Source organism: Kitasatospora sp. NPDC059327, assembly GCF_042752535.1.
In the GTDB taxonomy this organism is placed as follows: domain Bacteria; phylum Actinomycetota; class Actinomycetes; order Streptomycetales; family Streptomycetaceae; genus Kitasatospora.
The window spans coordinates 1-25,251 of record NZ_JBHYYB010000119.1 but is presented as its reverse complement, the minus strand read 5'-3'; the positions used below and the strand labels follow the sequence as shown (position 1 = coordinate 25,251).

At 73.1% G+C, this 25,251-nt stretch carries 31 protein-coding genes; 24 read left to right on the top strand and 7 right to left on the bottom strand.

Translation table 11 applies throughout. The annotated features are described in order from the left end of the window. Positions 1-127: 127 nt before the first annotated feature. From tpg to ACFXHB_RS39000, 7 genes are all read right to left on the bottom strand, one after another. Positions 128-670 (bottom strand): telomere-protecting terminal protein Tpg, encoded by a 543-nt coding sequence (tpg, locus tag ACFXHB_RS39030; RefSeq protein ID WP_380580906.1) that lies wholly within the window; start codon positions 668-670, stop codon positions 128-130. A 69-nt stretch (positions 671-739) separates the two neighbouring features. Continuing rightward, the gene (locus ACFXHB_RS39025) at positions 740-1,111 is read right to left on the bottom strand and encodes a hypothetical protein (RefSeq protein ID WP_380580904.1); all 372 of its coding nucleotides are present in this window, start codon (positions 1,109-1,111) and stop codon (positions 740-742) included. A gap of 107 nt (positions 1,112-1,218) precedes the next feature. Then, positions 1,219-3,840, bottom strand: a complete 2,622-nt coding sequence (gene tap / locus ACFXHB_RS39020) for a telomere-associated protein Tap (RefSeq protein ID WP_380580902.1) — start codon at positions 3,838-3,840, stop codon at positions 1,219-1,221. Positions 3,841-4,160: 320 nt separating this feature from the next. Then, positions 4,161-5,657, bottom strand: coding sequence for a replicative DNA helicase (dnaB, locus tag ACFXHB_RS39015; RefSeq protein WP_380580908.1), 1,497 nt, complete (start codon positions 5,655-5,657; stop codon positions 4,161-4,163). A gap of 79 nt (positions 5,658-5,736) precedes the next feature. Next, complete coding sequence (locus ACFXHB_RS39010) at positions 5,737-6,978, bottom strand: hypothetical protein (protein ID WP_380580900.1); 1,242 nt, start codon at positions 6,976-6,978, stop codon at positions 5,737-5,739. Positions 6,979-7,451: 473 nt separating this feature from the next. Next, positions 7,452-8,621: a type III PLP-dependent enzyme gene (locus tag ACFXHB_RS39005; RefSeq protein ID WP_380580898.1), complete on the bottom strand. Its 1,170-nt coding sequence runs from the start codon at positions 8,619-8,621 to the stop codon at positions 7,452-7,454. Between the two features lie 10 nt (positions 8,622-8,631). Next, entirely contained in the window at positions 8,632-9,396 is a 765-nt protein-coding gene (locus ACFXHB_RS39000) for a GntR family transcriptional regulator (RefSeq protein WP_380580896.1), read from the bottom strand. Positions 9,397-9,628: 232 nt separating this feature from the next. On the opposite strand from ACFXHB_RS39000, the gene ACFXHB_RS38995 reads away from it, so the two are divergent. The 24 genes from ACFXHB_RS38995 to ACFXHB_RS38880 all read left to right on the top strand — a co-directional run bounded on the left by ACFXHB_RS38995 (position 9,629) and on the right by ACFXHB_RS38880 (position 25,067). Further along, complete coding sequence (locus tag ACFXHB_RS38995; protein ID WP_380580894.1) at positions 9,629-9,913, top strand: hypothetical protein; 285 nt, start codon at positions 9,629-9,631, stop codon at positions 9,911-9,913. A 1-nt stretch (position 9,914) separates the two neighbouring features. Continuing rightward, the gene (locus ACFXHB_RS38990) at positions 9,915-10,079 is read left to right on the top strand and encodes a hypothetical protein (RefSeq protein ID WP_380580892.1); all 165 of its coding nucleotides are present in this window, start codon (positions 9,915-9,917) and stop codon (positions 10,077-10,079) included. Continuing rightward, positions 10,079-10,294, top strand: coding sequence for a hypothetical protein (locus tag ACFXHB_RS38985; protein WP_380580890.1), 216 nt, complete (start codon positions 10,079-10,081; stop codon positions 10,292-10,294). Before ACFXHB_RS38990 ends, ACFXHB_RS38985 begins: the two co-directional genes overlap by 1 nt. A gap of 373 nt (positions 10,295-10,667) precedes the next feature. After that, entirely contained in the window at positions 10,668-11,270 is a 603-nt protein-coding gene (locus ACFXHB_RS38980) for a hypothetical protein (protein ID WP_380580888.1), read from the top strand. Positions 11,271-11,434: 164 nt separating this feature from the next. Beyond that, positions 11,435-11,635 carry a hypothetical protein gene (locus ACFXHB_RS38975; RefSeq protein ID WP_380580886.1) on the top strand — a complete coding sequence of 67 codons (201 nt, stop codon included), beginning with the start codon at positions 11,435-11,437 and terminating at the stop codon, positions 11,633-11,635. A gap of 234 nt (positions 11,636-11,869) precedes the next feature. Continuing rightward, positions 11,870-12,508 carry a hypothetical protein gene (locus tag ACFXHB_RS38970; RefSeq protein WP_380580885.1) on the top strand — a complete coding sequence of 213 codons (639 nt, stop codon included), beginning with the start codon at positions 11,870-11,872 and terminating at the stop codon, positions 12,506-12,508. A gap of 2 nt (positions 12,509-12,510) precedes the next feature. Continuing rightward, entirely contained in the window at positions 12,511-13,002 is a 492-nt protein-coding gene (locus ACFXHB_RS38965; RefSeq protein WP_380580883.1) for a hypothetical protein, read from the top strand. Between the two features lie 46 nt (positions 13,003-13,048). After that, a complete protein-coding gene (locus tag ACFXHB_RS38960) occupies positions 13,049-13,567 on the top strand; it encodes a hypothetical protein (RefSeq protein ID WP_380580881.1) in 519 nt (172 codons plus the stop codon). Positions 13,568-13,692: 125 nt separating this feature from the next. After that, the gene (locus tag ACFXHB_RS38955; RefSeq protein WP_380580879.1) at positions 13,693-14,178 is read left to right on the top strand and encodes a hypothetical protein; all 486 of its coding nucleotides are present in this window, start codon (positions 13,693-13,695) and stop codon (positions 14,176-14,178) included. 42 nt (positions 14,179-14,220) lie between these two features. Then, on the top strand, positions 14,221-16,752 hold the full coding sequence (locus ACFXHB_RS38950; RefSeq protein WP_380580877.1) for an FtsK/SpoIIIE domain-containing protein: 2,532 nt from the start codon (positions 14,221-14,223) through the stop codon (positions 16,750-16,752). 229 nt (positions 16,753-16,981) lie between these two features. Further along, positions 16,982-19,720, top strand: a complete 2,739-nt coding sequence (locus ACFXHB_RS38945; protein ID WP_380580875.1) for a hypothetical protein — start codon at positions 16,982-16,984, stop codon at positions 19,718-19,720. A 196-nt stretch (positions 19,721-19,916) separates the two neighbouring features. Then, positions 19,917-20,153 (top strand): hypothetical protein, encoded by a 237-nt coding sequence (locus ACFXHB_RS38940; protein WP_380580873.1) that lies wholly within the window; start codon positions 19,917-19,919, stop codon positions 20,151-20,153. 114 nt (positions 20,154-20,267) lie between these two features. After that, positions 20,268-20,606, top strand: coding sequence for a hypothetical protein (locus tag ACFXHB_RS38935; protein ID WP_380580871.1), 339 nt, complete (start codon positions 20,268-20,270; stop codon positions 20,604-20,606). A 23-nt stretch (positions 20,607-20,629) separates the two neighbouring features. Continuing rightward, positions 20,630-20,977, top strand: a complete 348-nt coding sequence (locus tag ACFXHB_RS38930; RefSeq protein ID WP_380580869.1) for a hypothetical protein — start codon at positions 20,630-20,632, stop codon at positions 20,975-20,977. Positions 20,978-21,104: 127 nt separating this feature from the next. Continuing rightward, positions 21,105-21,506, top strand: coding sequence for a hypothetical protein (locus ACFXHB_RS38925; RefSeq protein WP_380580867.1), 402 nt, complete (start codon positions 21,105-21,107; stop codon positions 21,504-21,506). An 86-nt stretch (positions 21,507-21,592) separates the two neighbouring features. Beyond that, positions 21,593-22,096, top strand: a complete 504-nt coding sequence (locus ACFXHB_RS38920; RefSeq protein ID WP_380580865.1) for an AAA family ATPase — start codon at positions 21,593-21,595, stop codon at positions 22,094-22,096. Between the two features lie 15 nt (positions 22,097-22,111). Next, complete coding sequence (locus ACFXHB_RS38915; protein WP_380580863.1) at positions 22,112-22,522, top strand: RRQRL motif-containing zinc-binding protein; 411 nt, start codon at positions 22,112-22,114, stop codon at positions 22,520-22,522. 129 nt (positions 22,523-22,651) lie between these two features. Next, positions 22,652-23,050: a hypothetical protein gene (locus ACFXHB_RS38910; protein ID WP_380580860.1), complete on the top strand. Its 399-nt coding sequence runs from the start codon at positions 22,652-22,654 to the stop codon at positions 23,048-23,050. 97 nt (positions 23,051-23,147) lie between these two features. Beyond that, positions 23,148-23,714, top strand: a complete 567-nt coding sequence (locus ACFXHB_RS38905) for a hypothetical protein (RefSeq protein WP_380580858.1) — start codon at positions 23,148-23,150, stop codon at positions 23,712-23,714. An 8-nt stretch (positions 23,715-23,722) separates the two neighbouring features. Beyond that, positions 23,723-23,845 (top strand): hypothetical protein, encoded by a 123-nt coding sequence (locus ACFXHB_RS38900; RefSeq protein WP_380580856.1) that lies wholly within the window; start codon positions 23,723-23,725, stop codon positions 23,843-23,845. Next, positions 23,842-24,081 carry a hypothetical protein gene (locus ACFXHB_RS38895; RefSeq protein ID WP_380580854.1) on the top strand — a complete coding sequence of 80 codons (240 nt, stop codon included), beginning with the start codon at positions 23,842-23,844 and terminating at the stop codon, positions 24,079-24,081. Before ACFXHB_RS38900 ends, ACFXHB_RS38895 begins: the two co-directional genes overlap by 4 nt. Beyond that, positions 24,078-24,326 (top strand): hypothetical protein, encoded by a 249-nt coding sequence (locus tag ACFXHB_RS38890; protein WP_380580852.1) that lies wholly within the window; start codon positions 24,078-24,080, stop codon positions 24,324-24,326. The genes ACFXHB_RS38895 and ACFXHB_RS38890 overlap by 4 nt, the downstream gene beginning before the upstream one ends. An 83-nt stretch (positions 24,327-24,409) precedes the next feature. Beyond that, on the top strand, positions 24,410-24,613 hold the full coding sequence (locus ACFXHB_RS38885; RefSeq protein ID WP_380580850.1) for a hypothetical protein: 204 nt from the start codon (positions 24,410-24,412) through the stop codon (positions 24,611-24,613). A 10-nt stretch (positions 24,614-24,623) separates the two neighbouring features. Beyond that, complete coding sequence (locus ACFXHB_RS38880) at positions 24,624-25,067, top strand: hypothetical protein (protein WP_380580848.1); 444 nt, start codon at positions 24,624-24,626, stop codon at positions 25,065-25,067. The last annotated feature ends 184 nt before the right edge of the window (positions 25,068-25,251 follow it).

Here is a 25,251-nt window from a genome sequence, read left to right as displayed (position 1 = left end):
ACGACCACGCCGACCGACTCGCTGCCGTCATCGACAGCAAGCGCTCAACTCGCCAAGTCAACCGCTCATCCGCCAAGTGAAGCGCTCAGTCACAACACAATGGTCTGGCGGGGCCGGCTGGCGGGGCCTACAGCTCCATGTCCATCCAGGAGATGTCGTTGAGCTCGACGTCGAGGCCGCGGGCGCGGTGACCGCCGTCCTTGAAGTAGTGCTCGCGCAGACCCTCGGCGAGGATCCGCTCCTGCTCGGCCTGGCCGGCTCCGGCGTCGCGGGCGGCGTAGAGGCGCTGGGCGACCTCGCCTGGCATCTTGTGGGTGATCATGCGGGGGCGGGGGTCGTCGGTGGAGCCGGCTGCCGAGCTGAACCCGAACGTGCCGCTGATCGTCAGCATGAAGCCGTTCGTCTCGGCGGCTTCGCGTACGCGCTGCTTGACCTTGGGTTGCCACTTCGCGCGGACCCGCTCCTCGACCTTGGCCGCGGCGGCGGGCTTCGGGTGGCCCTGGCCTTTGAGCCAGCGCTGCACGGTGCGCTGGGAGACACCGAGCTCGGCGGCCAGGGCCTTGGTGGAGCCCTTGGCTCCCTTGAGTAGGAACCGCATCCGGGCGGCGGTGGACTGCGGGATCGGGCGGGTGCGCTCGGCGCGCTCCAGGCCCTCGTCGATCTCGCCCAACGTAGGTCTCCTTCCGTGGTGGTGACGGTGGTGGGGCCGCCCGGCGGCCGACGCCGGGCGGCCCGGGGTTCAGCGGGTCCAGCCGATGAGGGTGAGACGGTGACCGCGCTCTTCGAGGTCGCGGCGGGAGACGGCCTCCTCACGGGCGTGGACCAGCGGCAGCGCCAGATCGCCCCCGCCGCTGGTCGGGACGTCGTTCCACACGCCGCCCGTCTCGTCCAACCACAGGGCGCTGTGGTCGGCGCTCGGCGCGGCGGGCGGCGCCACGATGCCGGCGGTCTGCGCGGCGCGCAGCCAGGTGCCGGCCCGCTCGGTCAGCTCGGCCCGGATCTCCGGCTTCAGGCGCTCCCAGGCGACCGTGCCCGACCTGGTGTGACGCCAGTAGGCGGCGGCGAGCTCCTCGACGCGCGGATCCTGCTCCGTGTACTCCGTGTGCTCCACGGGTTCCTCCCCTTGGTCCGGGCCGCCGTCGGCGGCCCGCCGCTGATGGTTCGTGGGGTGTGGTGGTGGGACCGGGCCCGCGTGGGTGCGGGCCCCGCCGGGGCCGGCTACTCGTCGGCGGAGACGGCACCGCCGGTCTTGATGTGCCGGGCCGGGTTGACGTCGTCGGCGAGCAGCTCGGCGATCTCGGCCATCTGCCGGGACCCCTCGTGCTTCACCAGGCCCGGGCTGACGCCGAGGCGCAGCGAGGTGGTGAGGGTGCCGTCCGGGGTGGTGAGGACGTCGAGGGCGCCGGGGCCGGGGGCGGCGAAGACCGCGCAGTCGGAGAGGATCGCGAAGGCGTGCAGGCCGGTGTGGGCGGCCATCTTGCGGAGCTTGCGGTGGAGGTTGACGGTGGCGGTGTCGATGACCAGGGCGCGCATCAGCGGGTCCCAGGTGGGGCGTTCCAGGGCGGCCCAGCGTTCGCCGGGCTTGTAGCCGTGCCCGCGCGGGCGCTCGCGCATCTTGCCGATGGCTCCCTTCGCGGTCTGCTTGATCGCGGTGAGCACCGCCAGCTCGGCCGGGTCGCCGTTGGTCTTGAGGGCGGCCATGGCATCGAGGAACGCGAGCGGGTCGGTGTCGGCCAGCTTCAGCGGCACGCCCAGGGCCGCCATCGTGTCCAGGTAGGCCTGGCGTAGGCGCTTGTGCCACGGGTCCAGGTACGGGCCGCTCTCGTGGCGCAGCCAGCCCTCGGTGGGCTGGGGGCGGGCGCCGAGCTCGATGGCGTAGGCGACCTTCGCCGTGGAGTACCAGGCCGGGCCGGTGGGCCGGGAGCCGTCCGGGGTGAACGGGCTCGGGAGCAGCGGGTTCGTCTCCACTCCGGACAGGTCGACCAGCCAGGACCCGGGCACCTTGGGGTCGAAGGTGGGGTTGAGTTCGTGGACCGGGCCGGACAGCGGCAGCGTCAGGCGGCCGGCGGCGGCGAGGAACGCCGTGTTGACGTCGAGGCCGACCGCGAACGGCGCCGCCTTCTCGTCGTCGGTCAGGTCGCGGTGCCAGTCCCACGCTTCGGTGACCAGCTCGCCGCCCGGCTCGCGGTCCTGGGCGAGCGGGTGGATGTCCGGGACCTCCGGCGGCGCCGGGTCGAACGCCTCCTTCGGCCGGGAGCCCTCCACTGGCCCCGACGTCCAGCCGGCCTCGGTGCGCACCGCGCGGGTGGGCGGGCGCAGCGCGGTGACGAGTTCCAGGCCGCTCACGGCGGTGGAGCCGCGGGGGGTGAGGACGCGGGTGGCGTAGGTGCCGAGCAGGCGGGCCAGGTCGCCGGCGGGGAGGTCGTCGGGGATGGTCCAGCCGCCGGAGGCGAGCGCGCCCCACGCGGGGACGCACAGTTGCACGCACTGGCGCTTGCCGTCCTCGGGGGTGCGGTAGATCCGCGCCCACGGGCCCAGGCCGCGCTGGGTGAGCTGCCAGCCGGCCTTCTCCAGCGCCTTGACGGCCTTGTGGGTCGTCGGCAGCTGCCCGAGCCGGGGGACGAAGTCCTTCTTCTCGTCCCGACCCATCGGTGGCAGGCCGAGCTCGGCGAGCGCGGCGTCGGTGAGGACGACCAGGGCGTCGCCGTCCTTGCCGTGCCGGTGCAGCCGGGGCGAGCCGAAGCGCTGCTCCAGCGCCCACTCCACGATGTCGGCGAGCGTGCGCCTGGCCGGCGCGGACGGCGCCACCGTGCCGTCGGCGAGGTAGGCCACCAGGCTCCTGCCGTCGGGCGCGACATCGAGGACCGCCAGCGGCCCGGCCGGGAACCGCGCCGCCGCGGCCTGCTCCCAGTCGGCCGGCCCCTCGGCCGCGGCGGCCTTCACCGGGGCCTTGCGCGCCCGCGACGACGAGCCGGCGGCCGGACGAGACGACGCGCCACGGCGCGGCGCCGCCGCCGGACCGCCCGCGGGGGCGGTCGGCGCGGCCACGGGGGCGGCGACGTTCGGATGGCCGGCGAGCGCCTCCAGGGCGGCTCGCGAGGGCCCGGACGACTCTGCCCGGGTGTGCCGCTCCACGGCCGGCGCGGGCGTGGCGGGCTCGGCGGTGGCGGCCTGGACCGACGCGGCCACCGCCTCGGCCGGGCCGGCCTGGACGGGTCCGGCGGCCGCGGTCGCGGTCGCCGGGGCGCACCAGCCGCCCATGTGCACCGGACGGCCCTGCGAGCGGTACGGCGTCGGACGACCGCACCGCACACACGGCGCGGGCTCCTCCGCGACCAGATCCCCGGCCGCGGTGCGGTCGAGCTCCACCACCACCTGACCCTGCTCCCCACCGGCCACGGCGGGCACCGCCACAGCCGGAGCGGCGACAGGGGTGGCCGGCGCCGCCGGGACGGGAACGGGCTCGGCCACCGGCACGGCAGCCGGCGGCGCGGCAGGCGCGGGCACCGGCCCGGCGGCCGGGGCCTGGACCGTGGAAGGGACGAGGCCGGCGGCCTGCGCGCGGCGCAGCCACGCGGTCGGCTCGACCGTGCCGTGGCGCAGCGCGAGCGCCGCCAGGAAGCGGATGTAGACCTCGCGCTTGGGCGGGCGCGGCTCGGTCGTGCCGGCCTCCCACCGCACGATCGACTCCCGGCGTGTCTTCAGCGCCTTCGCCAGCTCTTCCTGGGTGTACTCGCCCGCCGTGCGCAGCCGGGCCCGCTCGGCGGGCACCGGCAGGTCGTCCACCTGCTTCGGCCGCTCCAGCAGCGCGTCGATCGACGCGAACAGATCCTCACTCATGATGAACGCCTCCCCTTTCCACACACAAGCATAGCGTGAAAGTAACTCATGGATCGCTCTCTTGGATCGCACATCACTCTTTTGGGGGACGCCCTCGAAGCCGCGGGTCAGGTGGACATCGCCGACCGGGGCGGCGGGGCCGGCCGAGCGGGCGCCCGCTACACCGTGATCACCGTCTGGGTACCGCCGACGACAGCCGCGCGGCGCTTCTCGGGCAGCAGCCTCAGCGCGTGGGTCGGGCCGACCACCAGGTCGACCACCGCGAGGCCTCCAGAGGGGCCGTCAGGCCCCTTCTCGGGCCCATCTGGTGGCATGGAGCCCTATCGATCGAGCTTGTCCTCGCGCACCATGTCGACGAAGCGGCTGTAGTGGCCTTGGAAACCGACAGTGATGGTCGCGGTCGGGCCGCCCCGGTGCTTGGCGACGATCAGGTCGGCCTCGCCGGCGCGCGGTGACTCCTTCTCGTAGGCGTCCTCGCGGTGCAGGAGGATGACGATGTCCGCGTCCTGCTCCAGCGAACCGGACTCGCGCAGGTCGGAGACCATCGGCCGCTTGTCGGTGCGCTGCTCGGGTCCGCGGTTGAGCTGGGAGAGTCCGACCACGGGAACCCTCAGCTGCTTGGCGAGGAGCTTGAGGTTGCGGGAGATGTCGGAGACCTCCTGCTGGCGGCTCTCGGGGTTACGGGTGCCGGACTTCATCAGCTGGATGTAGTCGATGACGATCAGGCCGATGTCGTGCTGCTGCTTGAGCCGGCGGGCCTTGGCCGCGACGTCCATGACGGTCAAGTGCTCGCTGTCGTCGATGAACAGCGGGGCGTTGGCGTAGTCGTCGTAGTACCGGGCGAAGCGGGACCAGTCGTCGTCGGTCATGTCGCCGGTCTTCATGTGCTGGTGGGAGATGCGGGCGTGGGCGGACATGATGCGCTCCTCGATCTCCTCGCGTCCCATCTCCAGGGAGAACAGCGCGGAGGGGATCTTGTTCTCGATCGAGCAGGCGCGGGCGAAATCGACGGCGAGCGTCGATTTCCCGATCGCGGGCCTGGCGGCGACGATGACGAACTGTCCGGGGCGCAGGCCTCCGGTGAGGGTGTCCAGGTCCCGGAAGCCGGTGGAGACGCCCTGCAGTCCGCCCTTGGCGTTCTTGCGGGCCTCGATGCGGTCGGCGAGGGAGTCGGCGGTGGCGCCGAGCGGGCGGATCTCGGTGGAGGTGTCGCGGCCGAGGACGCCGAACAGTTCGGACTGGGCGGCGTCGACGACCTCGTGCACGTCGCCCTCGCCGACGAAGCCGAGGTTGGCGATGCGGGTGCCCGACTCGCTGAGACGGCGGAAGACGGCACGCTCGTGCACGATCCCGGCGTAGTACTCGGAGCTGGCGCCCACCGCGATGTTCGCGCAGTCGTGAAGGTAGCCGGGGCCACCGGCCCTGACGAGCTCGCCGCGGCGGGTGAGCTCACCGGCGACCGTGATGGCGTCGGCCGGCTCTCCCTTGGCGAACAGCGCCAGGATCGCGTCGTGGATGAGCTTGTGGGCGGGCCGATAGTAGTCCCCTGGCTGGAGGACGCCGATGACGTCGCCGATGGCGTCCTTGGACAGCATCATCCCGCCGAGGGTCGCCCTTTCCGCCGCCAGGTCGTTCGGCGGCACCCTCTCGATGTCGCCCAGCCCGTCGACCTGGTCGCCGGCGGGCCGCTTAGTCCGGTTCCCGCGCGGCCGCTTCCGTGTACTGGGTTCCTGGTCCTCGAACGGGTCGTCGGGCACTTCGAGGTCCTCGGGCGCCGGGGCGTCGTCGAGATCGGTGTGCTGCTGGGGGATAGTCATCATCAGGCTCCTAGCTGGGGGTCTTCGGCGGCCGGGCCTTGTCCAGGGGCTCCCGGCCGCCGTGCCATGTTCCGAGCGCTCAGCGCGCGAACCGCGCCCGTGACGGGTGGCAGTCCGGGCAGGGCATGACGCTGTCACTTTCCAGATCGGGGTCGGCGATGGTGCGCATCATCAGGCTCATCGGCTTCTCACCGTCGTTGCACTTCCCGCACCAGTCCGGCGTGCGGGGCCTGTTCTGCGGACGGGCCTGGCCGGGAAGAGCGGGCGCCCGCTCCGAGTCGGTGGCCTCGATCGCGAACACCGACTCCCGCAACTCCAGGTTCTTGACCCGGAACTCCAGCACCGTGCCGTGAACACGCGGAGCCGCCTTGCCCTCCTCGGCCCGGGTCAGCCACACCCGCAGGGAGGCGTCGAGCCTCCAGCCGGTCTCCTCGGCCGCGCGCACCAACTCCGCCGCCAGGTTGCGGGCCTTCAACCGGCCGACCGCCCACTTGCCGGGCAGACGCATCAGGAAGTCGACCGCGGCCTGGAACAGCTCGGGATCCACGGGAGCGAGTTCGACGGCCGCCTCGGCCGGCACACCGGAGCCGGCCCTCCCCGGCGCAGCCGCCGCGTCACGCGAGTGACGCCCGTGAGGGGAGGGGGAGGAGGTAGTTCCTACCTCCCCCGGGGGGTGTGGGGGGTTTCCCCCATTGGGGAAAGCTGCTCCCACCTGCGGAAACGCCAATTTGCTGCCCCTGCTTCCCCCATTGCTGCTTGTTCCATTGGGGAAAGCTGCTCCCACCTGCGGAGATCGACGATTTGCACCGCTTCGTTCCCTGCTTCCCCCATTGCTGCTTGTTCCATTGGGGAAAGCAGCCCCCACCTGCGGAAACGCGTCGTCGGCCGGATCGAGGGCGGGACGGTAGTCGGGGTTGTAGGCAGGCCACTCGTAGTACTCGTAGGCCACGCCGCCGGAGTGCTTGCCGTCCTCGGACCGCAGGTTGATCCGGCGGATGTACCCCTTCTCGATGAGCCGCCTGAACGACTCGTACACCGACTTGCGGGAGATCAGCCCGGACCCGTTACCGCTGACGACGCCCTGGCCCTGAAGCCGCTCGACCAGTGCGGTAGGGGTGACGATCAGGGGAGCCGCGTCCTGCGGCCGGCGGGCCTGCTCACCGAACATGAAGCCAAGCTCGACCAGGAGCAGGAGGTCCAGCGGGTACTCGACCCGGGTCGGACCGCTGCGCATGTGGGCATGCACCGGCACCGAACTGACCGGGCCGCGCTGGCTGATCGCGTGGTCGCCGGCCTCCTGGATGGTGGTCTGGCTGCTCACTTCGTCACCGCCGATTCGGCGGCGAGCACCAGGAGCAGCCCGGCCTGGCCGGCGTGCGGGGTCGTGCGGGGCGGGCCGGACTGGTGGATGCTCACGCCAGTAGAGGGGGCTGCGGGATGGGCCGGAGTGACATGGCCGTTCCGCAGAGTGACGGTGCTGTGCAACGGGATTGCTACCTCTCCGCCGCTGCCACCCGCCAGTACCAGGCCTTGCCCACGAGTTCGGATGAGTGAGACGGGTGTCTCTCGCACCGAACCGGGGAATCCTGGTACCGTCAAACGACAACGGCCCCCTGCAAGGGGTTTGTAAATTGAGAGCGCGAGCGGCCCAAGTTTGGCGACTGGGGGCCGCTTTCGCATGTCTGGACTAGGTGACGCCCGCGAGCGGACATCCCGTCGAGCCTATCCCTGTGAGTGGGTGGGTCTGTGTGCTTTCGCGGCGTGTCTTGGCCGTTGCGGCGGGCGGGTCCGCCGCTACTGGGCCTCACCGAGGTAGACGAACTGCGGCTTCGGGTGCATCAGGAAGTCGTGGTGCGAGATATTCCAGCCGTAGGCGCCTGTCATGGCGAAGGCGACGACGTCACCGGCGGCGATGCTGTCGAGCGGCACCTTGCGGGCGAAGACGTCCTTAGGAGTGCACAGCTGGCCGACGAGGGTCACTGCCTCACCCTCGACTCGGGGGCCAGCAGTAGCCGGCATAGGCAGGACCACGGATGGCTGGTTGTGCTGCTTGGTCACGGGAGTGCGAAGCTGCATCGTGCCGCCGCGCAGCACCGCATACCACTCGCCGTGTGCGCGCTTGACATCCAGGACCTGGGTTACATACCAACCCGCGTACACGCTGACGGCGCGGCCGGGTTCGATCCGCAGCACCTCGTCGGGGCCGGCCAGAGAAGCGATTTGCTTGCCGTAGCTGGCCCAGTCGAAGACATTCTGAGGGTTGGCATAGTCGACAGCCATTCCGCCGCCGAGGTTGTACTCGGCAGGGCCGACGACACCAGCGTGGGCCAACCACGGGCGAGCCCACGCCAGGATCTCGGCAGACTGCTGGACCATCGCGTCCGCGGTCAGACCTGATGCGAGGTGGGCGTGGATGCCGCGAAGCTTCACGCGCGGCGCCGACGTGAGGATGCTGGTGCAGGCCTGGATAAGTTCGGGATCCATCCCGAACGGGCCCGACATTGCGAGCGCTGCACCAGAACGCTCCCCCGCCAAATTGACCCGGAGCATGATGTCCACGTCCCGGTCAGCTGCGTGCGCGATCCGGGCCAGGCGCGTCAGCTCGTGCGGGCTCTCGACGTGGATGCGCTCCACGCCCATTTCGATGGCGAGGCTCAGCTCCTCGTCGGTCTTCCCGGGGCCGCCGAACGCGATCCGCGTGTTCGGCAGGATGCTCCGAACGTGCTGGAGCTCCCCGCCGGACGCCACCTCGATCCCATCCACGAACGGGGCGAGGGTTCGCAGGATCGGCGCCTCAGGGTTTGCCTTCGCGGCATAGAAGATCTCCGGCGCCCCAGGTCCACAAAGGGCTTCCTTGATGACTGCTGCATGCCTGCGCAACGCGTCCAGGTCGTAGATGAATGCGGGCAGCTGCCCGTCCGTAGCCAGGGACACGGAGCGGGCAGCGACAGGCTTGTTGATCACGTGAGGCCTTTCAGGTGAGCGGGAAAGCGTGTTCGATGACCAGGTAGTGGGCAGGGGCAAGCGTCGTGGTCACCTCGACGACACGCCCGTCCTCGACCCGGCCGCTGTGGAAAATGTCCGTGACTGAGCGCTCAGGGCTGATCTCCAGCAGGGCGGCTTCCTCGTCGCTGGGGAGTCGGCTGGGGACGATTCGCTCCCGGGCGCTCGTCTGCAGGTACCCGAGCTCGGCCAGCGCGCTCTTGACGCCACCCCTGATGACGGCAGCCGGCTCCTCCAGCACGGTGTCGCGGGCAACATCCAGCGGAAACCAGCTGGCACTGAGTCGGACAGGGATCCCACTCGCCCGCAGTCGGCGCCGACGCACCAGGCACTCCTCTCCGCGAGGCACACCAAGCGCGTCGGCGACCTCCTCCGGGGGTACCGCGTGCTCCACGGTGATCTCGTGTTGGGGCTCCAGGCCCAGCGCCTTCACCTCGCTGTCGAAGGCGCCCAGGGCCCCGTCCCGCTCACGTGCGGCCTGCGTGTAGCGCGCAGATGAGTGGATCATGGGGGGCAGCCAGGTCACGATGGTGCCTCGCCCCTGCTGGGGCCGGACGAGGCCCGATGCGGCGAGCAGGCCGAGTGCGCGATTGGCCAGGCTGCGGGAGGAGCCGTAGAGCCGCGCAAGTTCTGCCTCGGGCGGCAGCAGGCTGGCCGGAGGGTACTTACCGGTGAGGATGTCCTTCCGGATTGCGGCAGCCATCTCTCGGTATCCCAGCTTCTGGGGTTGATCCACCAGGTCCCTCCTCTGTCAGACGAACGAACGTTGCAGCTCATCTTAGCCCAGATGCCAAACGTTTGACATCGCTTGACTTCGAGGTCGACTCTCGCCATATTGGAGATGCCAAACGTTTGGCATCTGGCTCGGGGCGCTACTGGCCTTGAGAAAGAGCGTGGTCCCACGGCGTGTGAAGACGTCGTGGGACCACTACGAGCCAGCACCTCAAGCCACTGAGGAGTTGATCCGCATGACCAGCATGACTGATTCGGTCGTCAGCCCGCCCACCGACCCCGCCATCGCGATCTTGCAGGACCAGTACGAGGGCCGTGTGCTCTCGCTCGTCATCCACGACCTGGCCTCGGTCGCTCCGGCCGCCGGCGAGGGCACGGTGATGGAGATCGTCGCCGACGTCTGGCGGCAGGCCGAGGAGCACCTCGCGCGGGCCGGCCGGACCGGTTGGGCCCACCTGAGCTGGTTCGTCCAGAACACCGTCGCCGCCTTCGCCCGCCGCCGGCTGACGGTGGGGTGCTGAGATGCCGCAGCCGCTCGACATGGCGAACATCGTCGCCCTGAACGCGATGACCGAGGCCAACATGCGGTCCGCCGCAGAGGCCGGCACGGCCGTCGACTGGGCCCGTCAGCAGGCCGAGGAGCTCCGTCAGCGGCTGGCGACGCCGCAGTCGGGAGGGCAGTCCTGATGGGCCTGTTCTCCCGCCGGTCCGAGGCCAAACCCAGCACGCGCACCGACACCCCGGACCACACGGACGCCAGCGGCCGCCTGTGGACGGGTTCGGACTACGACGAGGCCCGCGCCAACGGTCGCCGGGTGGCCTCGCCCGACCCGTACAACCAGCCGGGCGCCCCGGTCGTGCGCGGCTTCGGCCAGCCGCACTCGGGCGGGGGTGCACGGTGATGACCGTTCCCCTCTGCCGCAGCTTCGCCGGGGGCGGCACCCCGGTCCCGCCCAAGCCCCCCGTTCCGACGGGCGGTGGCCGGTGACCGCCGAGGAAGCGCAGCGCCAGCAGCAGGACGAGCAGCTCAGAAGGGCTCGGGAGGCGTACGCCAGGGCCCAGGCCGCGAAGGCCGGCTCCGGCTCCGGCTCCGGCAAGTAGCTCCCTCCCTCCCCCCACCCCTCTCTCGCAGTTCGGCAGCATCCCGCCGCCTGTCTCCCTCGGAACCGTCCTGGCATGCCCATGCCGGGACGGCGCCGGGGGCGGTGCGGCGGGCCCGCCCCGGGCCCACCACCAGCCACGTCCCCCCTGCTCCACCGATCCAGGAGGAACTCCATGTCCCGCACACTCACCGGCCGCCGCCAGGGCGCCGTCCCGACCAGCGGCGCCGCCGCTCTCGCCCAGCACATCGTCCGCGCCACCACCGCCACCGCCACCGCCCAGCGGGCGTGGACGCAGACCAGCCCGGCGCGGCGGTTCGCCGCCGAGGTCGCGGCGCTGACCGGCACCGACGCGGTGATGTGGCTGGAGGACGAGTTCGACGGCGGTGAGACCCGGCGCCGTCTGCTGGCCCAGGGCGCCGACGCGATCGTGCGCACCGACGCCTCGATCGAGCCGGTCGTGCCGAGCGAGCCCGGTGACGACTGGGCGGAGTTGGAGGCGGAGATCGCCAACGAGGCCGCCACCGACGCCGCCGCCGAGGCCGCGGCCGCCGCCCGGACCCGGGTCGCCGCGAGGGCCGGCCGACGCGAGCGGGTCCGCGAGCTCGCCCTGGCGGAGTACAGCGAGGCCGAACTCGCCGCCTTCGGCGACGACCCGCTGGACGCCTGGAGCCGACACGAGCGCGACCAGGTCACGGCCTGGTCGCCGTTTCGGGACGGCCCGCGCTGGTCCGAGACCCCGCGGGCCCTGTCCGGCCCGCGTCCCGTCCGGGACTAGCCGCCCGACGCACCGCCGGCTCCACCCCGTCGGCCCGCACCCGGGCCCCGCGACAGGCCGTGTCCCGGCCCGGTTGCCGCCTCCCGCCACCACCTCGCGCACCGCGAGTGGTGGCGGCAGGGAGCACCCGGACGGTCCTGGGCTCCAGGAAGGGACACCACCGCATGAGCACCGACCGCACCACCGAGCGGGCCGGCACCGCCGGACACGCCACCACGACGGTCACGAACAGCATCACGGGCCAGGTCCACGGCCAGGTCGTCCAGGCCGGTGACGTCACTCTCACCGTGACCGGCGGCATCGCGTCCGTGACCGGCTCGATCGGCACCTACATCGCCAACGCGGGCCCCGCCCGCGACCACTGACACCCCGCCCGGGGCCCCGCACCATCCGCGGCCCCGGGCCCCCACCGCGCACTACCCCGGCCGCCCCTCCCCTCGGCGGCCCGGCACCACCATCCGGCACCACCGCCCAGTGAGGCCAGCTCATGGACCAGTTCTTCTTCAGCTTCTTCGCCGGTTCCGCCGCCACCGCTCTCCTGGTGCTGGTCGCCGAGGCCGCCACCCACTTCCTGACGCCGACCGAGGAGGAGGACTCCGATGGCTGACCAGCCGATCGAGCCGACCGTCGTCCAGCTCTCCGGCGAGCGCACCGACGGCGCGACCCCGCCGCCCAAGCCGCCCACCCCGCCAGCCTCGGCCGCGCCGGACTTCCTGCCGCCGCCGCGCCGCGAAACGCCCCCGCCTCCCGCTGCCTCCCCTCCCCCGCCGCCCAACCCGCCGGCCTCCGGCGCGCCGGACTTGCCGGACCCGCACGAGTGGTGGCGCAGGCCCGGTAGCGGGGGCGGCGGTGGGGTGGCGACCGCACCCGCCCCGACCCCGGTGTACGCGCCGGCCACCCCCGTCACCTACGTGACGAACAACCACTACTACCCGGCCGCCCCGGCCGAACCGGCCCTGCCAGCCCGGTTCTCGCCGGCCCGGCTGCGTCCGGCCTGGAACGGCACCGCCGCTGTGGCCGGCCTGCTCCTGGTACCGGTCACGGCGCACCTGGACAGCGACCTGTACGTCGTCGTCTACCTCGCGGCCGGCCTCGCGGCGATCGGCGAGCTGGTCGCCGTCATGAAACGGCAGCGCAGCGGATGGCTGGTGCGGCTGCTGTCCTGCCACGTGGTCTGGATCTCGGTCCTCACCCCGGTGGGCCTGCACGCCATCGGCCAGATCTTCACGGGGGTCTGACGGTGACGACCAGCCAGCTCTCCTACGGCGGCCTGGGCCTGGCCGTCGCCGTGCTCGCGCTCACCGCCTTCCGGTGGTGGCGCCGCGGCCACCAGCTGCCCAACCTCACCGCGCTGCTGGGCGGCCTGACGATCGGCCTGCTCAGCGCCCTGTGCGCGGGCGGCATCCTCGGATTCACCGCCCGCCACCTGACCGCCGACGCCACCAACCCGCTCGGCAACAAGGTGACCGGCACCGGACCGGCCAACCTGCTCACCCAGGCCGGACCGTCCGGGATGACCGCGGGCGGCGGCATCGCCACCACGCTCCTGCTCCTGATCACCGTCCTGGCCTGGCGCTGCTGCGACAACCAGCTGCGCCGCCAGATCGCGGCGGGCGCCTTCTCCGGCTCGGCCCTCGGCCTGGCCGGCGGCATCTCCGGCCTGGCCGCCCTCACGCTCATCCCCGCCGTCAACGCCCTCGGCGACCAGGTCCTGGCCGCCGTCCACGCCTGATCCCCAGCGCTCCCGCGCCCGCCCGTCACCTGACCTGGAGGTCACCGTGCTCAACCTGCCCACCACCGCCCTGACCGCCGGCGGCCTGGCCGTCGGCCTCGGCATCCCCGTCCACTTCGCCACCGGCTGGCTGAAGGCCAACTTCAAGGCCAAGAAGAAGGACTGGAAGACCCTGATCCCCTTCGCCGGCGGCATCGCCTACGGCGGCCTCGCGTCGATGTGCACCGGCGGCCTGATCGGCTTCGGCGCCGGGCTGATCACCTGGTTCGGCAACGGCGCCGGCAGCCTGGCGCTCTGGGGCCTGGCCGGCGGCAACACCACCCGGGCCGTCCGCGCGACTCCCGTCGAGCTGTCCGCCGAGGGCAACATCATCCTCTTCCTCGTCACCATCGCCGTCTTCGGTATCTGGAAGGCGATCAACGCCAGCGAGAAGAAGCTCGCCAAGCGCGGCATCGTCGCCGGCGTCCTGCTCGGCATCTCCGCCGTCCTCGGCGGCGCCGTCGCGGTCAGCGTCATCCCGGCCGTCAACAGCGCCGGAGCCTCGCTGCTCGGCGCCATCGGCTGACCAACGCCGCGCCTCCGGACGCCACCGGTCGCCCGCACCCACCCCGGCCCAGCCGCCCACGCGGCCGGCCCGGGTTGTGTGCGGACGGCCGCGACCGCCCGGACCACACACCACGGAGGAACCCGATGCTCGGAGACAAGCGCACCGCCCGCCGCCACCAGGAGTACCTGGACGGACAGCACCGCGACCGCGACCGGACCATGCGCGACACCCTGGCCAGGGCCGCCCACCTCGTCGGCATGCGGCTGGTCGTGCGCACCGACACCTGGCACCACCTGGGCACCCGCCCGCACCTGACCGACGTGCTCGCAGGGATCGATGCCTCCCGGATCGACGGTGACCCGGAGGACCTGCGCGCCACCGTGACGGTCTCGCTCTCCGGGCCCCAGCTGGTCCACCTCGCCGCCGGCCTCTTCGCCGACACCGAGACGGACGACAGCGCCCCGGCCGAGCAGGCCGCCCGCGCCATGGCCGGACGTCTCTACCCGACGCTCGCCGCGGCCATCGGCACCCTCTACCCGCGCCCGCTCATGGGTGCCGCGCCGGCCACCGCGGGCGAGGTGCGCACGTTCGCCCTCGACTCCCCGTCCCTGGACAGCAGCCAGCGCTGACCACCCCTGCCCAGCCCCGCCGAGCCCCAGAGAGGGAGCGCCGTGACGACCTACCCGCCCGAGCGCATCATCGTCGACGCCGAGTTCATCGACGACGAACCCACCACCCAGCACCCCGCCGACGCCAGCAACACCCAGGACGACACCGGCCCCGGCGCGGGCGCCAGGATCGCCACCTTCCTCAGCGCCACCGCCACCCGCGAGGCCACCGCCGTCCGCGAGGGCGCCCGCGTGCTGCGCACCGAGCGCGGCGCCTGGTTCAACTCCGCGCTGATCAGCGACGCCCACGTCCGCGCCGACCTCCTCAACGACCGCTACGCCACCTGGCAGCAGGAGCAGAAGCGCGAGGCGCAGCGCTTGACCGAGAAGGCCGAGGCGCTGGAGAAGGCCGCCGAAGAGCGGCAGGCCGAGGGCACCGGCGAGGACGTCGACCCGGGCGAGCACAAGCGGACCGGGAAGGCCGCCGAGGCGCTGCGCGCCGAGGCGACGGCCTGGCGCGAGCGCATCCGACAGGTCGAGCTCCAGCCCTACACCGGGCACCGCGAGCCCAGCCAGGCCGAGCTGGTCGGCCACCGAAAGCGGATGAGCAACCGGCGCCGGTGGCGCTCGATCGCGCTCGGCGTGGCGGCCGGCTGGGGCATCCTCCAGATCGGCAGCCCGATACTCCTGGCCTCGATGGCGGTCGGCCTGACCGCCATCGCCTGGGGCAAGGGCCGCTTCACCGGCTGGCGCTCGGCCCCGCCGGAGGTCCCCGAACTCGACTACAAGGCCCCCGCCGCACAGACCGCGCCCGGTACGTCGGCCACGCCCGGTGCGGGCCCGGCCGGACCGGCCGCTCCCGGCTTCACCAAGCCGACCGCGCCGACCGCAGCCCCGGGCTTCACCGCGACCTGGACCCCGGCACCCGAGTACACCGCCACCGGCCCAGCCGGACCGGTGACAGGAGCACTGGAATGCGAGGAGACCGACCAACTCACCGAGGCGATGCTCTCGGCCGGAGCGATCAGCGAAGGCCCGCTGCGCCTGGCCCGGCCCGACTCGATCACCCGCCTGCGGGGCGGGTGGATGGCACACGTCGTCCTCCCCAGGGGCGACGGGATGACGGTGGAGACCGTCCTGCCCAAGCTCGGCCGGATCGCCGGCGAGATGGGCCTGGACCGGGCCCGGTTCTTCATGGACCCCGTCCACGCCTCCGCCGGAGGCAACGCCAAGACCATCGCCGTCGCCGCTTTCGCCGAGGACCCGTTCACCGAGCCCAGGCCCTCCCCGCTGGTCGACGCCGAGTCCCTGGACGTCTGGGAGGTCGGCATCCCGGTGGCGTTCGACGCCTTCGGCGACCTGGTCAACCTGCTCCTCAAGGACACCAGCCTCGCCATCGGCGGCGCCTCCCGCTCCGGCAAGGGCGCGGCGCTGCGCGCCATCATCGCCGGCGCGCTGCTGGACCTGCGGGTCAACCTGCGCCTGGTCGACGGCAAGGCTCCCGGTCAGGACCGCTGGCGCCACCTCGCCGCCAGCTTCGTGGACGAGCCGGGCACCAAGGGCGCCAAGCGCACCCGCATCATGCTGGAGGCCCTGGTCACCGACCTCGCCCGCCGCGCCGCGATCCTCAAGGCCCACGGCATGGAGCAGATCGACGACCCGGCCCTGATCCCGCTGCTCGGCGGCCTGGAGCTGGTCGTCGTCGACGAGGCCGCCGCCGTCACCAGCGACAAGAAGCACGGCCCGGCGATCCGCTCCGCGCTCGCCTCGCTCGCCGCCCGGGGCCTCGCCTTCGGCATCATCCTGGTCGTCGCCACCCAGGTCGTCACCAAGGGCGCCGACGGCGTCCTGCCCCGCGAGGCCACCGGCAACATCACCTGGAAATGGTGCATGCGGGTGACCGAAACGACCGAGTCCAACATGGCCCTGTCCCAGAGCGCGGCGAAGTCCGGCTGGGACGCCTCCCTGCTGGACCCCTCGATCCGCGGAATGGGCATCCTCCTCGCCGACCGCTACCGCCGCATCCGCTCGCTGTGGATCGACGGCACGGACATGATCCGGATGATCGCCACGACCACCCGGATCCGCACCGCGGCCGGCCGACTGCGCGGCCAGTGGGCCGACCCCATCGAAGCCGCGATGCGCAGCAAGGGCTGCGGCACCCCGCTGCCCGGACACACTCCGTCACCGACCTACGCCGCCCCGGCCGACCCGGACGCCGAGTCCGACGACGGCCTGGACGCCGACCCGGACACCGACACCGAGGACTGGGAGGAGGGGGACAGCGAGGCCGAGTACGACGACACCGACGCCGCTGAGTACGACGCCGACGGCATCCCGATCCTGCTCCTGCGCGCCCACGACGAACTCGTCCGGGCGGGCGGCCGGCTGCACACCGGACCGCTCGCCGCGCTGCTCGGTTACGACGACTCCCGGCAGTTCGGAGTCAACCTCGGCACCTACCTCAAGGCGGTCGGCGTCGAGCGCCCGGCCGGTGGCCAGCTCCGCGTCCCGGGCGCCGGACCCGGCCTCGGTTACCTCGCCGAGACCCTCGCCACCGCCATCGCCCGCTACCGCAACGGCTACGACGAGTAGCACCCGCACCCCGTACACCCCCTACGCGGCACCCCATACAGCCTGTCTGGGGTGCCGCACCTGTAGGGGTCACTGACCTGCACGTATGGGGTGTCTGGGGTTCGGGAGGCCCCCTGAAATCCCGCCTGTCTGGGACCTGTACAGGTCCCAGACAGCTCCCACCCCAGACACCCCAGACACCCATACGCCCTCACGCACCGCAACGAGTGCAGAAGGAGACGAACCCGCGATGACCTCGGTCCGCGACACCAAGCCGCGCCGCACCCGCACGGCGAAGAAGACCACCGCCGCGCCCCCGACGGCCCCGGCCCAGCAGAGCGCGACCCGCGCCAAGACCCCGGCGAAGAAGACCACCACCGCCCCGCCGGCTACCCCCGAGACGGCCGCGCCGACCGCCCCGGCGATCCACTCGGCGGAGGTGATCCTGGCCGACGCGGCCGACCGCGCGGCCGACATCGTCGGCCTGGCCGAGGAGACCGCCACCGCTCTCCTGACCGCTGCGGCCGAGACGGCCGGCCGCGAGCTGGTCACCACCGGGCAGTGGACGGCCGAGGCCGAGCAACTGCGCGCCGACGCCCAGACGGAAGCGGAGGCCGCCGACACCACCGCGCTGGCGGTCACGGAGCGTGCCGACCGCGAGGCGGGGAAGGTCCTCGCCGACGCCCGTCGCACGGCCGACCGGATCCTCACCGACGCCGCCCACACCGCCGACCAGGAGACGGCGACCGCCGAGCAGTGGGCGGCCGAAGCCGAGCAGCTGCGCGCCGACGCCGCCGACCAGGCCGAGGTGATCCTCGCCGACGCCGAGCTCGGCGCCCAGGAACTCCACGACGCCGCCCTCGCCTACGCGGCCAGGACCCGCACCGAGGCCGAGGGAAAGGCCGGCACCCTGACCGCCGAGGCCGAGCAGCGCGCGGAGACGATCCTCGCCGACGCGCGGGCGCGGACCACCACCCTGCTCGCCGACACCGAACAGACCGCGGCCGCCATCACCCAGGCCGCCGAGGAGCAGGCCGAAGCATTGCGCAGCGAGGCGGCCGAGCAGGCCCGCCGCAGCGGCGCCCAGGCCGAGCAGCTGCTCACCGACGCCGAGCAGAAGGCCGGCGTCCTCACCCACACCGCCGAGGAAGCGGCCGATCAGATCCGCAGCCAGGCGCACCGCGACGCCACCGAGCTGCGCACCCAGGCCGAGCGGCACGCGGCCAAGGTCCGTGAGGACGCCGCCGAGCAGGCCGACACCGTGCTCGCCGACGCTCGCACCCGGGCCGATGGGCTGCTCGCCGAGGCCCGTGAGCAGGCCGAGGAGCTGCGCCGCAGCGCGCAGGCCGATGCCGACCGGGTACGCGGTGAGGTCCGCCAGCTGCGCGAGGCTGCGGACCGGGAGATCGACCAGGCCACCGACGCGGCCCGCGAGGTCCGGGCCAAAGCGGCGGCCGAGGCCGACCAGGTCCGGGAGCGGGCCGCGCGGGACGTGCGCGAGCAGCGGGGGCAGGCCGCCGCCGAGGCGGCCCGGCTGCTGGAGGAGGCGTCGACGGACGCCGGCCGGATCCGTCGGGAGGCCGAGAAGGCGGCCGGCGCGGCCAAGGCCGAGACCGCCGAGGCCCTGGAGAGGGCGAAGCAGCTGGAGGACCAGGCGCGGGAGGCCAAGGACGGGGCCGACCTGGCCCATGTCGCCGCGCGGCGGACCCTCCAGCAGGCGACCGGCCGCACCGCGCGCAAGCTGGAGAAGCGCCGGCTCAAGCGCGAGGCACGTGCCGCCGAGCGGGCCGGACGCCGCACGTTCTCCGGCCGGGTGAAGGCGTTCGTCAAGGCGAACTCACGGCGGCTGCTGGCGATCGTGCCGATCACCGCGCCGATGGCCGTCGCCTGGACCGGCCAGGCCGGCTTCGCCCACGACATCCTGGGCTGGGTCGCCCCGTTCACGATCCTGTTCGCCGCCGCGTGGGAGCTGTCCACGGCGTTCGTCGCGTGGATGTACCACGAGGCCCGCCAGAGCGGCGACAGCGGCACCCTGTACCGGGTCGCCACCTGGGTGTTCGCGATCGGCGCGGCCGTCATGAACTACTGGCACGCCTCCGCCACGGTCACGAGCCGCAAGTGGGACCCGGTCGCGCAGAAGATGGTCGACCAGATCAGCTACTGGGATCCCACCCCCAAGGCCGTCGCGTTCTCGGTGATGAGCATCACCGGCATGGTGCTGTGGGAGCTCTACGCCCGACTGATCCACCGCCAGAAGCTCCGCGCGGACGGCAAGGTCGCCAAGTCGAGGCCGACGATCGGCCTGATCCGCTGGCTGCGCTACCCCGCGCACAGCTTCACCGCGTGGTCGCTGGCGATCACGGACGAGTCGCTGTCCACGGTGGAGCTCGCCTGGACGGCCGCCGCGAACCACCGCGCGGCGGTTCGCCGAACCGGCCTCGGACCGGTTCGCCGGTTCGTCGCCGGGGCGATCGGCGTCGGCGACTGGGTGCCGCTGCGCGGTCTGCCCCGCGTCCCGAACTCCAGCCTCGCCATCGCGCTGACCGGTTCGCCGAACCCGGCCGCCGTCCCGCAGTTCGCTGTTCGCCTCACCCGCGCCGGTTCGCCGAACCGCAACCCGAACCGCCCCGGCGGTTCGGCGAACCACGTCCTGCCCGCAGCGCGTACCGGCGCACCGGGCGGGCGCCGCGAACTGGAAGCCTCGAACCGACCCGCGCCGTCCGGCGAACCGGCCCCGGCGGACCCCGAGCCGCGAACCGCCGCCGAGCAGGCACAGCCCGCCCCGGCCCCGGCCGGTTCGAACCGGCGCAGCGCCGCGCAGCAGGCCGCGGCCGAGCAGGTTCAGCAGGTTCTCGAACTGATCGAGACCCACGGCTACGACACGGTCGACCTCGACTTCGTCATGACGAACACCGGCATGAAGAAGACCACCGCGCACCACCGCCTCGCTGGCGCCCGCGAGGAGTTCGCGAACCGCGTCGGTGCCTGAGTGCGAACCGCGAACCAGGTTCGGCGAACCGCTAACCGGTTCACCGCCCGAACCACGAACCACACGGCCCGGCCCCGGGATGAACGAACCACCCCGGGGCCGGTTCGGGCAGCAGTGCCCGTGGGGCCGGTCTCGTCCCCGGCCTCTCCCCTCATCCTCCCGCACCGCGAACCGCCCCCGAACCGAAAGGACGCCCTTGTTCACCATCGACCGCGACATCCGCATCGCCACCCTGCGCGAGCTTCTCCACGACCGCAGCCAGACGCTCGCCAACCTCCCCCAGGACTCCCGCTCCCACGGCCGTCTCCTGGCCGAGTGCGAGTCGATCAGCGACGAGATCGCCCGCCTCCAGCGCTGCATCGACATCCCGCGCTCCGTGGCGCTGTCCGTGCCCGTGCTCCTGGCCGTCCTGGTCCTCGCCCTCATCAGCTGAACCGGCCGCCCGGCCCGCACCGCCCGCCCCGCACCCAGCGCGGCGGGCGGCGCGCGCTCCGGGGACAGGGACCGGCCGCCCGGCCGACACCCCCTCTCACCGAGGAGAGCCCGCGTGACCCAGGTCGATCGCGTCCACGCCGCGACCACGAACCCGCCCGGCTCCGACCCCACCCCGCCGCCCGCCCAGGCCCGCCTGCCCCTCGCACGGCGCTTGCGCTCCCGCCTCGCCAAAATGCCCCGCCACCTGCGCATCGGCCGCTGGGAAGTCACGGCCGGCCCGTACGACCTGTTCATCGACCGCAACCCCAAACCCGGCTGCACCACCTGCCAGGACCACCGCGGTTGGTACCGCGAGGACGGCTGGGAGCACTGCGACTGCATGACCCACTTCTCGTCCTGGAGCCTGCCCTGGCGCCCCACCCGCCCCTGCCGCGACGAACCGCCGTTCTGACCCGCCACCGAGAGGACCGCACGATGACCACCACCCCAACCACCTGGCCCGACGACATCCTCGCCCGCTACCTCACCGCCGGTCAGGCCACCGTCGACATCACCGCCGACACCGCCACCAGCGGCCGCTGCGAAACCGGCGGCCGCACCCGATCCTGGGACGCCCTGGACGGCCACCCCACGTTCGAGATCACCCTCCGAGCCTCCCGCACCGGCACCGGATGCGCCGACCCCTACGGCCCCACCGACACCCTCGACACCTGCGCCCAGCGCAAGACCGCCGACCTCGCACTCCTCGGCATCCCGCGCCGGCTGCGCACCTGGGCCCAGGCCCATGCCGAGCAGTGCCGCGCGATGTCCAACGGCCGCTGACGTCCCGTCGACCGGCCTCGCCCCCGGCCCGCCCCGCCCGCCCCGCACCCAGCGCGGCGGGCGGCACGCATCCGGGGGCGTCACCGGCCGCCCGGCCGACACCACCAACCCCGAAGGAGACATCGTCATGTCCGAGCCGCTGCGCATCGACCTGACCACCCCCGCGCACCACAACCTGGGCCCGGCGCTGCCGGTCGGCACCTACGTGCTGTACCGCGACGTCGACCGCTACCTCGCTGGCGTCCCCGGCCACACCCGGCCCTGCCGCGTGATCGACCACCCGGCCGACCACCTCACCGCTGGCTGCTCGTCCCTGCTGGACCTGCGCACCCACGAGACGCTCCCCAGCGTCCCGGCCCTCTACCTGCGCGTCCTGGACCCGGCCGAGCTGATGCACGACATCGACACCGCCCCGCTGGACGCCGCCGGCGACGGCCGGCTGATGACCGCGGCCGGGGCCTGGCTCGCCGCCCACCACCAGGCCGACACCGCCCCGACCACCCAGGCGCTCCCGCCCGGCCGCGACTGACACCCCACCCGGGTGCCGGCGCCGGACCACTCCGGCGTCGGCACCCGGGCCAGCCCGCCACCACCCCGAACCGAAAGGCCAGCTTCGTGAACCTCACCTTCACCCCCGGCACTCTGATCGTCCTGGTCGGCGGGTCCGGCGTTGGCAAGACCAGCTTCGCCGCGCGCTACTGGCCGACGACATGGCGGCTCAGCCTGGACGACTACCGCGAGATGGCGACCGACTCGGTCGCCGACCAGTCCGCGACCACGGTCGCCGACCAGGTCCAGACGCTGCTCGTGGACGCCCGGCTCTCCCGGTCGCTCACCACCGTGGTCGACTCCACCGCGCTCCTGCCGCACGTCCGCGCCGGCCTGCTCGCCCGCGCCCGCTACTGGCAGCGCCCGGCCTGCGCGGTGCTGTTCGACGTCTCCCTGGAGCGCCGGCGCCTCCAGAACTCCGGCCGGGAGCGCGTCGTCCCGGACCACGTCCTGCTCGACCAGGAACGCCTGATGCCGAGCGCGGAGCAGCTGCTCGGCGAGGGCTTCGCCCGGGTCGAGACCGTTACCGCCACCAGCCCGGCCTACCTCGACCCGGCCCACAGCCGCTGACCGCCAGGAGAGAGCGTGCGCGCATCCGATCTCGACCCCACCGGTGAGCACCACGGCGGCCTGCCCACCTACCCCTGGCGCTACCAGCCGTCCCCGGACCTGATGACCCGCCGCCAGCTGCGCGCCGTCGGCCTCCGGATCGGAGGTCAGGAGCCGGCCGCCCAGGTCGTCTGCCGAGGCGGCCTTCGCTTCGCCTACCTGTACCGCCGCTCCCTCGCGCTGCCGGTGCGGCCCATGACGGCGGCCCGCTGGGCCGCGCACCAGCGCATGATGCTCGCCCGCCGCACGTGCCCGCTGTGCCGCGCCGCCGGCGAGCACTGCATCCCGACCGGCCTCGGCTGCTGCCTGGACTGCGCCGACGGCCTCGCCCTGGCCGAGCTGGACCAGCTTCTCCGGCTTGCCCGCGCCGCCGCTGTCTCGGCCTGACCCGCTCCGAGCGGACCGCCGGCGCCGGCCCCGGACCCCGACCGCGTCCAGCGGCCGACACCACCGGGACCGGCGCGGCTGCCCGGTCACCCCGACCCGCAGACCCGACCGAACAGGGAGTACCGCCCCATGACCGACAACCTCGCCCGCCTCACCGCCGCCCCCGACCTCAGCCTCGTCACCGTGGACGGCGTCATCACCGAGGTCACCGGCTACAACCCCCGCCAGCTCGTCCTCACCGACGACACCGGCTCCATCGACGTCACCGTGACCACCGGCTGCGTCGGCGGCCGCGGCCTCAACGACGCCACCCACCTCGTCGGCACCTACGCGGTCATCGCCGGCCGCCGCGAGGACACCGGCCACGTCCTCGCCGCCGTCGTCCAGCTCGCCGAGCGCACCGCCACCCGCGACCTCCTCATCGCCGCCACGCTCGCCGACCTCTCCGACAACGTCATCCAGCTGCTCGCCACCACCACCAGCACCACGCCCCGGGCCCTGCCCCCTGGCCCCCGCCACGCCAACTGACCACCAGGCACCCCGCCGCCGCCCGACCACCCGCGTCGGGCGACGGCCCACCCCGCACCACCCACACCCTCCCCACCCTCGAAAGGCACACCACCCCGTGAACCCCGACAACCCCCGCATCCCCGCCGTCAACGCCACCCTGGAGAAGCTCATCGCCGACCTCACTCCCGACCCCTACGACGGCCGACTGCGCCGCGACGACGCCTACACCGTCGTCCTCGCCGCCCTCGACCACCTGGAGGCCCTCGGGCAGCGCCGCACCACCGTCGGCGAGCTGTACATCTGGTCCCGCTGCATCCCCGGCGGCGAGACGCTCGGCGGCCACGACCGCCTGATGGCGCTCCTGGAGCAGGCCGCCGACCACGGCCGGATCCGCCTCGACCACGGCCACGTCCACATCGGCGGCGCACCGACCGGCGGCGCACCCGGCCACATCTGGATGCGCCAGCTCACCAAGGGCGGCGCCACGGTGGAGCTGATCGGTGACCAGCCCTGGCCGCTGGGCACCCACGCCCACGACGAGACCACCGCGTGGTGGCACTGCACCGGCTGCCGCCACGGCCTCCCCCAGACCGAGGCCATGTGCGTCTACGCCATCCGCCGGCAGGTCACCGACCACGCCGCCACCTGCCCGTACCTGCCGCCGCTGCCCGACGCGAGCTGACCGCCACCATGACCAACGAACCCGCGGCCACCCCGCCCACCCCGCCGACGGACCCGGACGACTGGGGCGACGACCCCACCGGCGCCTGGTCCCCCGAACCCCCACCCACCGACGACCGGAGCGGCGAATGAACGCCCACGACCCCGACCCGGCCGTCGACCGCGAACTCCAGGGCCACGCCCTGGACGCCCGGCAGCTCGCCGACGCCGCCCGGCACTACGCCGACACCCTGACCCGCGGCGCGCGCACCGAGGACGCCGACCACCTCACCTCCCTCGCCACCCGACTCTCCCGCCAGGCCCACCGCATCGACGGCATGCGCGAGATCACCCGCCGCACCCCACCCACCACCCCGGAGACCCGATGACCACCAGCCCACCCCCCGACCAGGCCACCCCGCGATACCGGGCCGACCTGCGCGACCTCGAACCCCTCGCCGCCCGCTGGGCCGCCCGCCGAGCCGGCCACCCCATCCCGCCCCTCGACCAGGCCGGCCGCCAGGCCCTCATCCGCACCCTCACCGAAGCCACCGCCCGCGGCGCCGCCGCCAACCCCCAGGCCGCCCACCTCGCCCAGGAACGCGCCGACCAGCTGCGCGCCGGACTGGACTGAACCCCGCCCGACAGCACCGGCCCGGCCCGGCCCGGCCCGGCCCCGCACCGCGAGGCCGGGCCGCCCCACTCCCGGAGGCCCCGTTGACCCGCGCCGCACCCGGCCCCCACCCCCACCCGCTCACCCCGGCGCAGCTGCCGCCCGGCACCGCCTGGTGGCACACCTGCCCCGACTGCCGCACCGCGATCCAGGGCGGCCCGGCCGGCCTCACCGCCCACCGCCGTACCGCCCACCGACCCGACCCCAGAGACCGGCGCATCCCGATCACCATCCGACTCGACCACTGAGGAGACCCGCTTGACCGTCGTCCCGCTCCACCCCGACTCCCCCGCCAGCCACGCCGTCGGCGTGGATTTCGACCTCACCCTCTGTCTGCACGATCAGGGCTGGCAGGACGGCCGCATCTACGGCGACCCCATCCCCGGCGCCCTGGACGCACTCCGCGAACTGCTCGCCGTGCGTGCCGTTTTCGTCGTCACGGCCAGAGCCCGTCGGTATCACCCGGCCGTCGCCGCCTGGCTGACCCGCCACGGATTCGACGCCATCGTCGACGAGGACAACGACCGCTCCCACTGGACCACCCGCGGGCTGGTACTCGTGACCAACAAGAAGCTCGGCGGGGCCTGCTACATCGACGACCGCGGCCTCCGCTTCGAGGGCGACTGGACCACCACCCTCGCCCAGGCCCGCCACGCCATCGGCCTCGCCCCCGAACCGGCCCGCGTCACCAGCCGAGCCTGACCGCTCCACACACCCATCCCTTTGTCCCGCTGGTCTCGGCTGTTCGACCAGCGCCGACCACAAGAAGGCCTACCCCCCGGATCATCGTCCTTAGGTTCTAGCGGTCCTCGCAACACTCATGATCATGGGAGTTGCGAGGACCGTGGGCGGCAAGAGGCTCGATCCGGAGTTGAAGAAGCTGTTC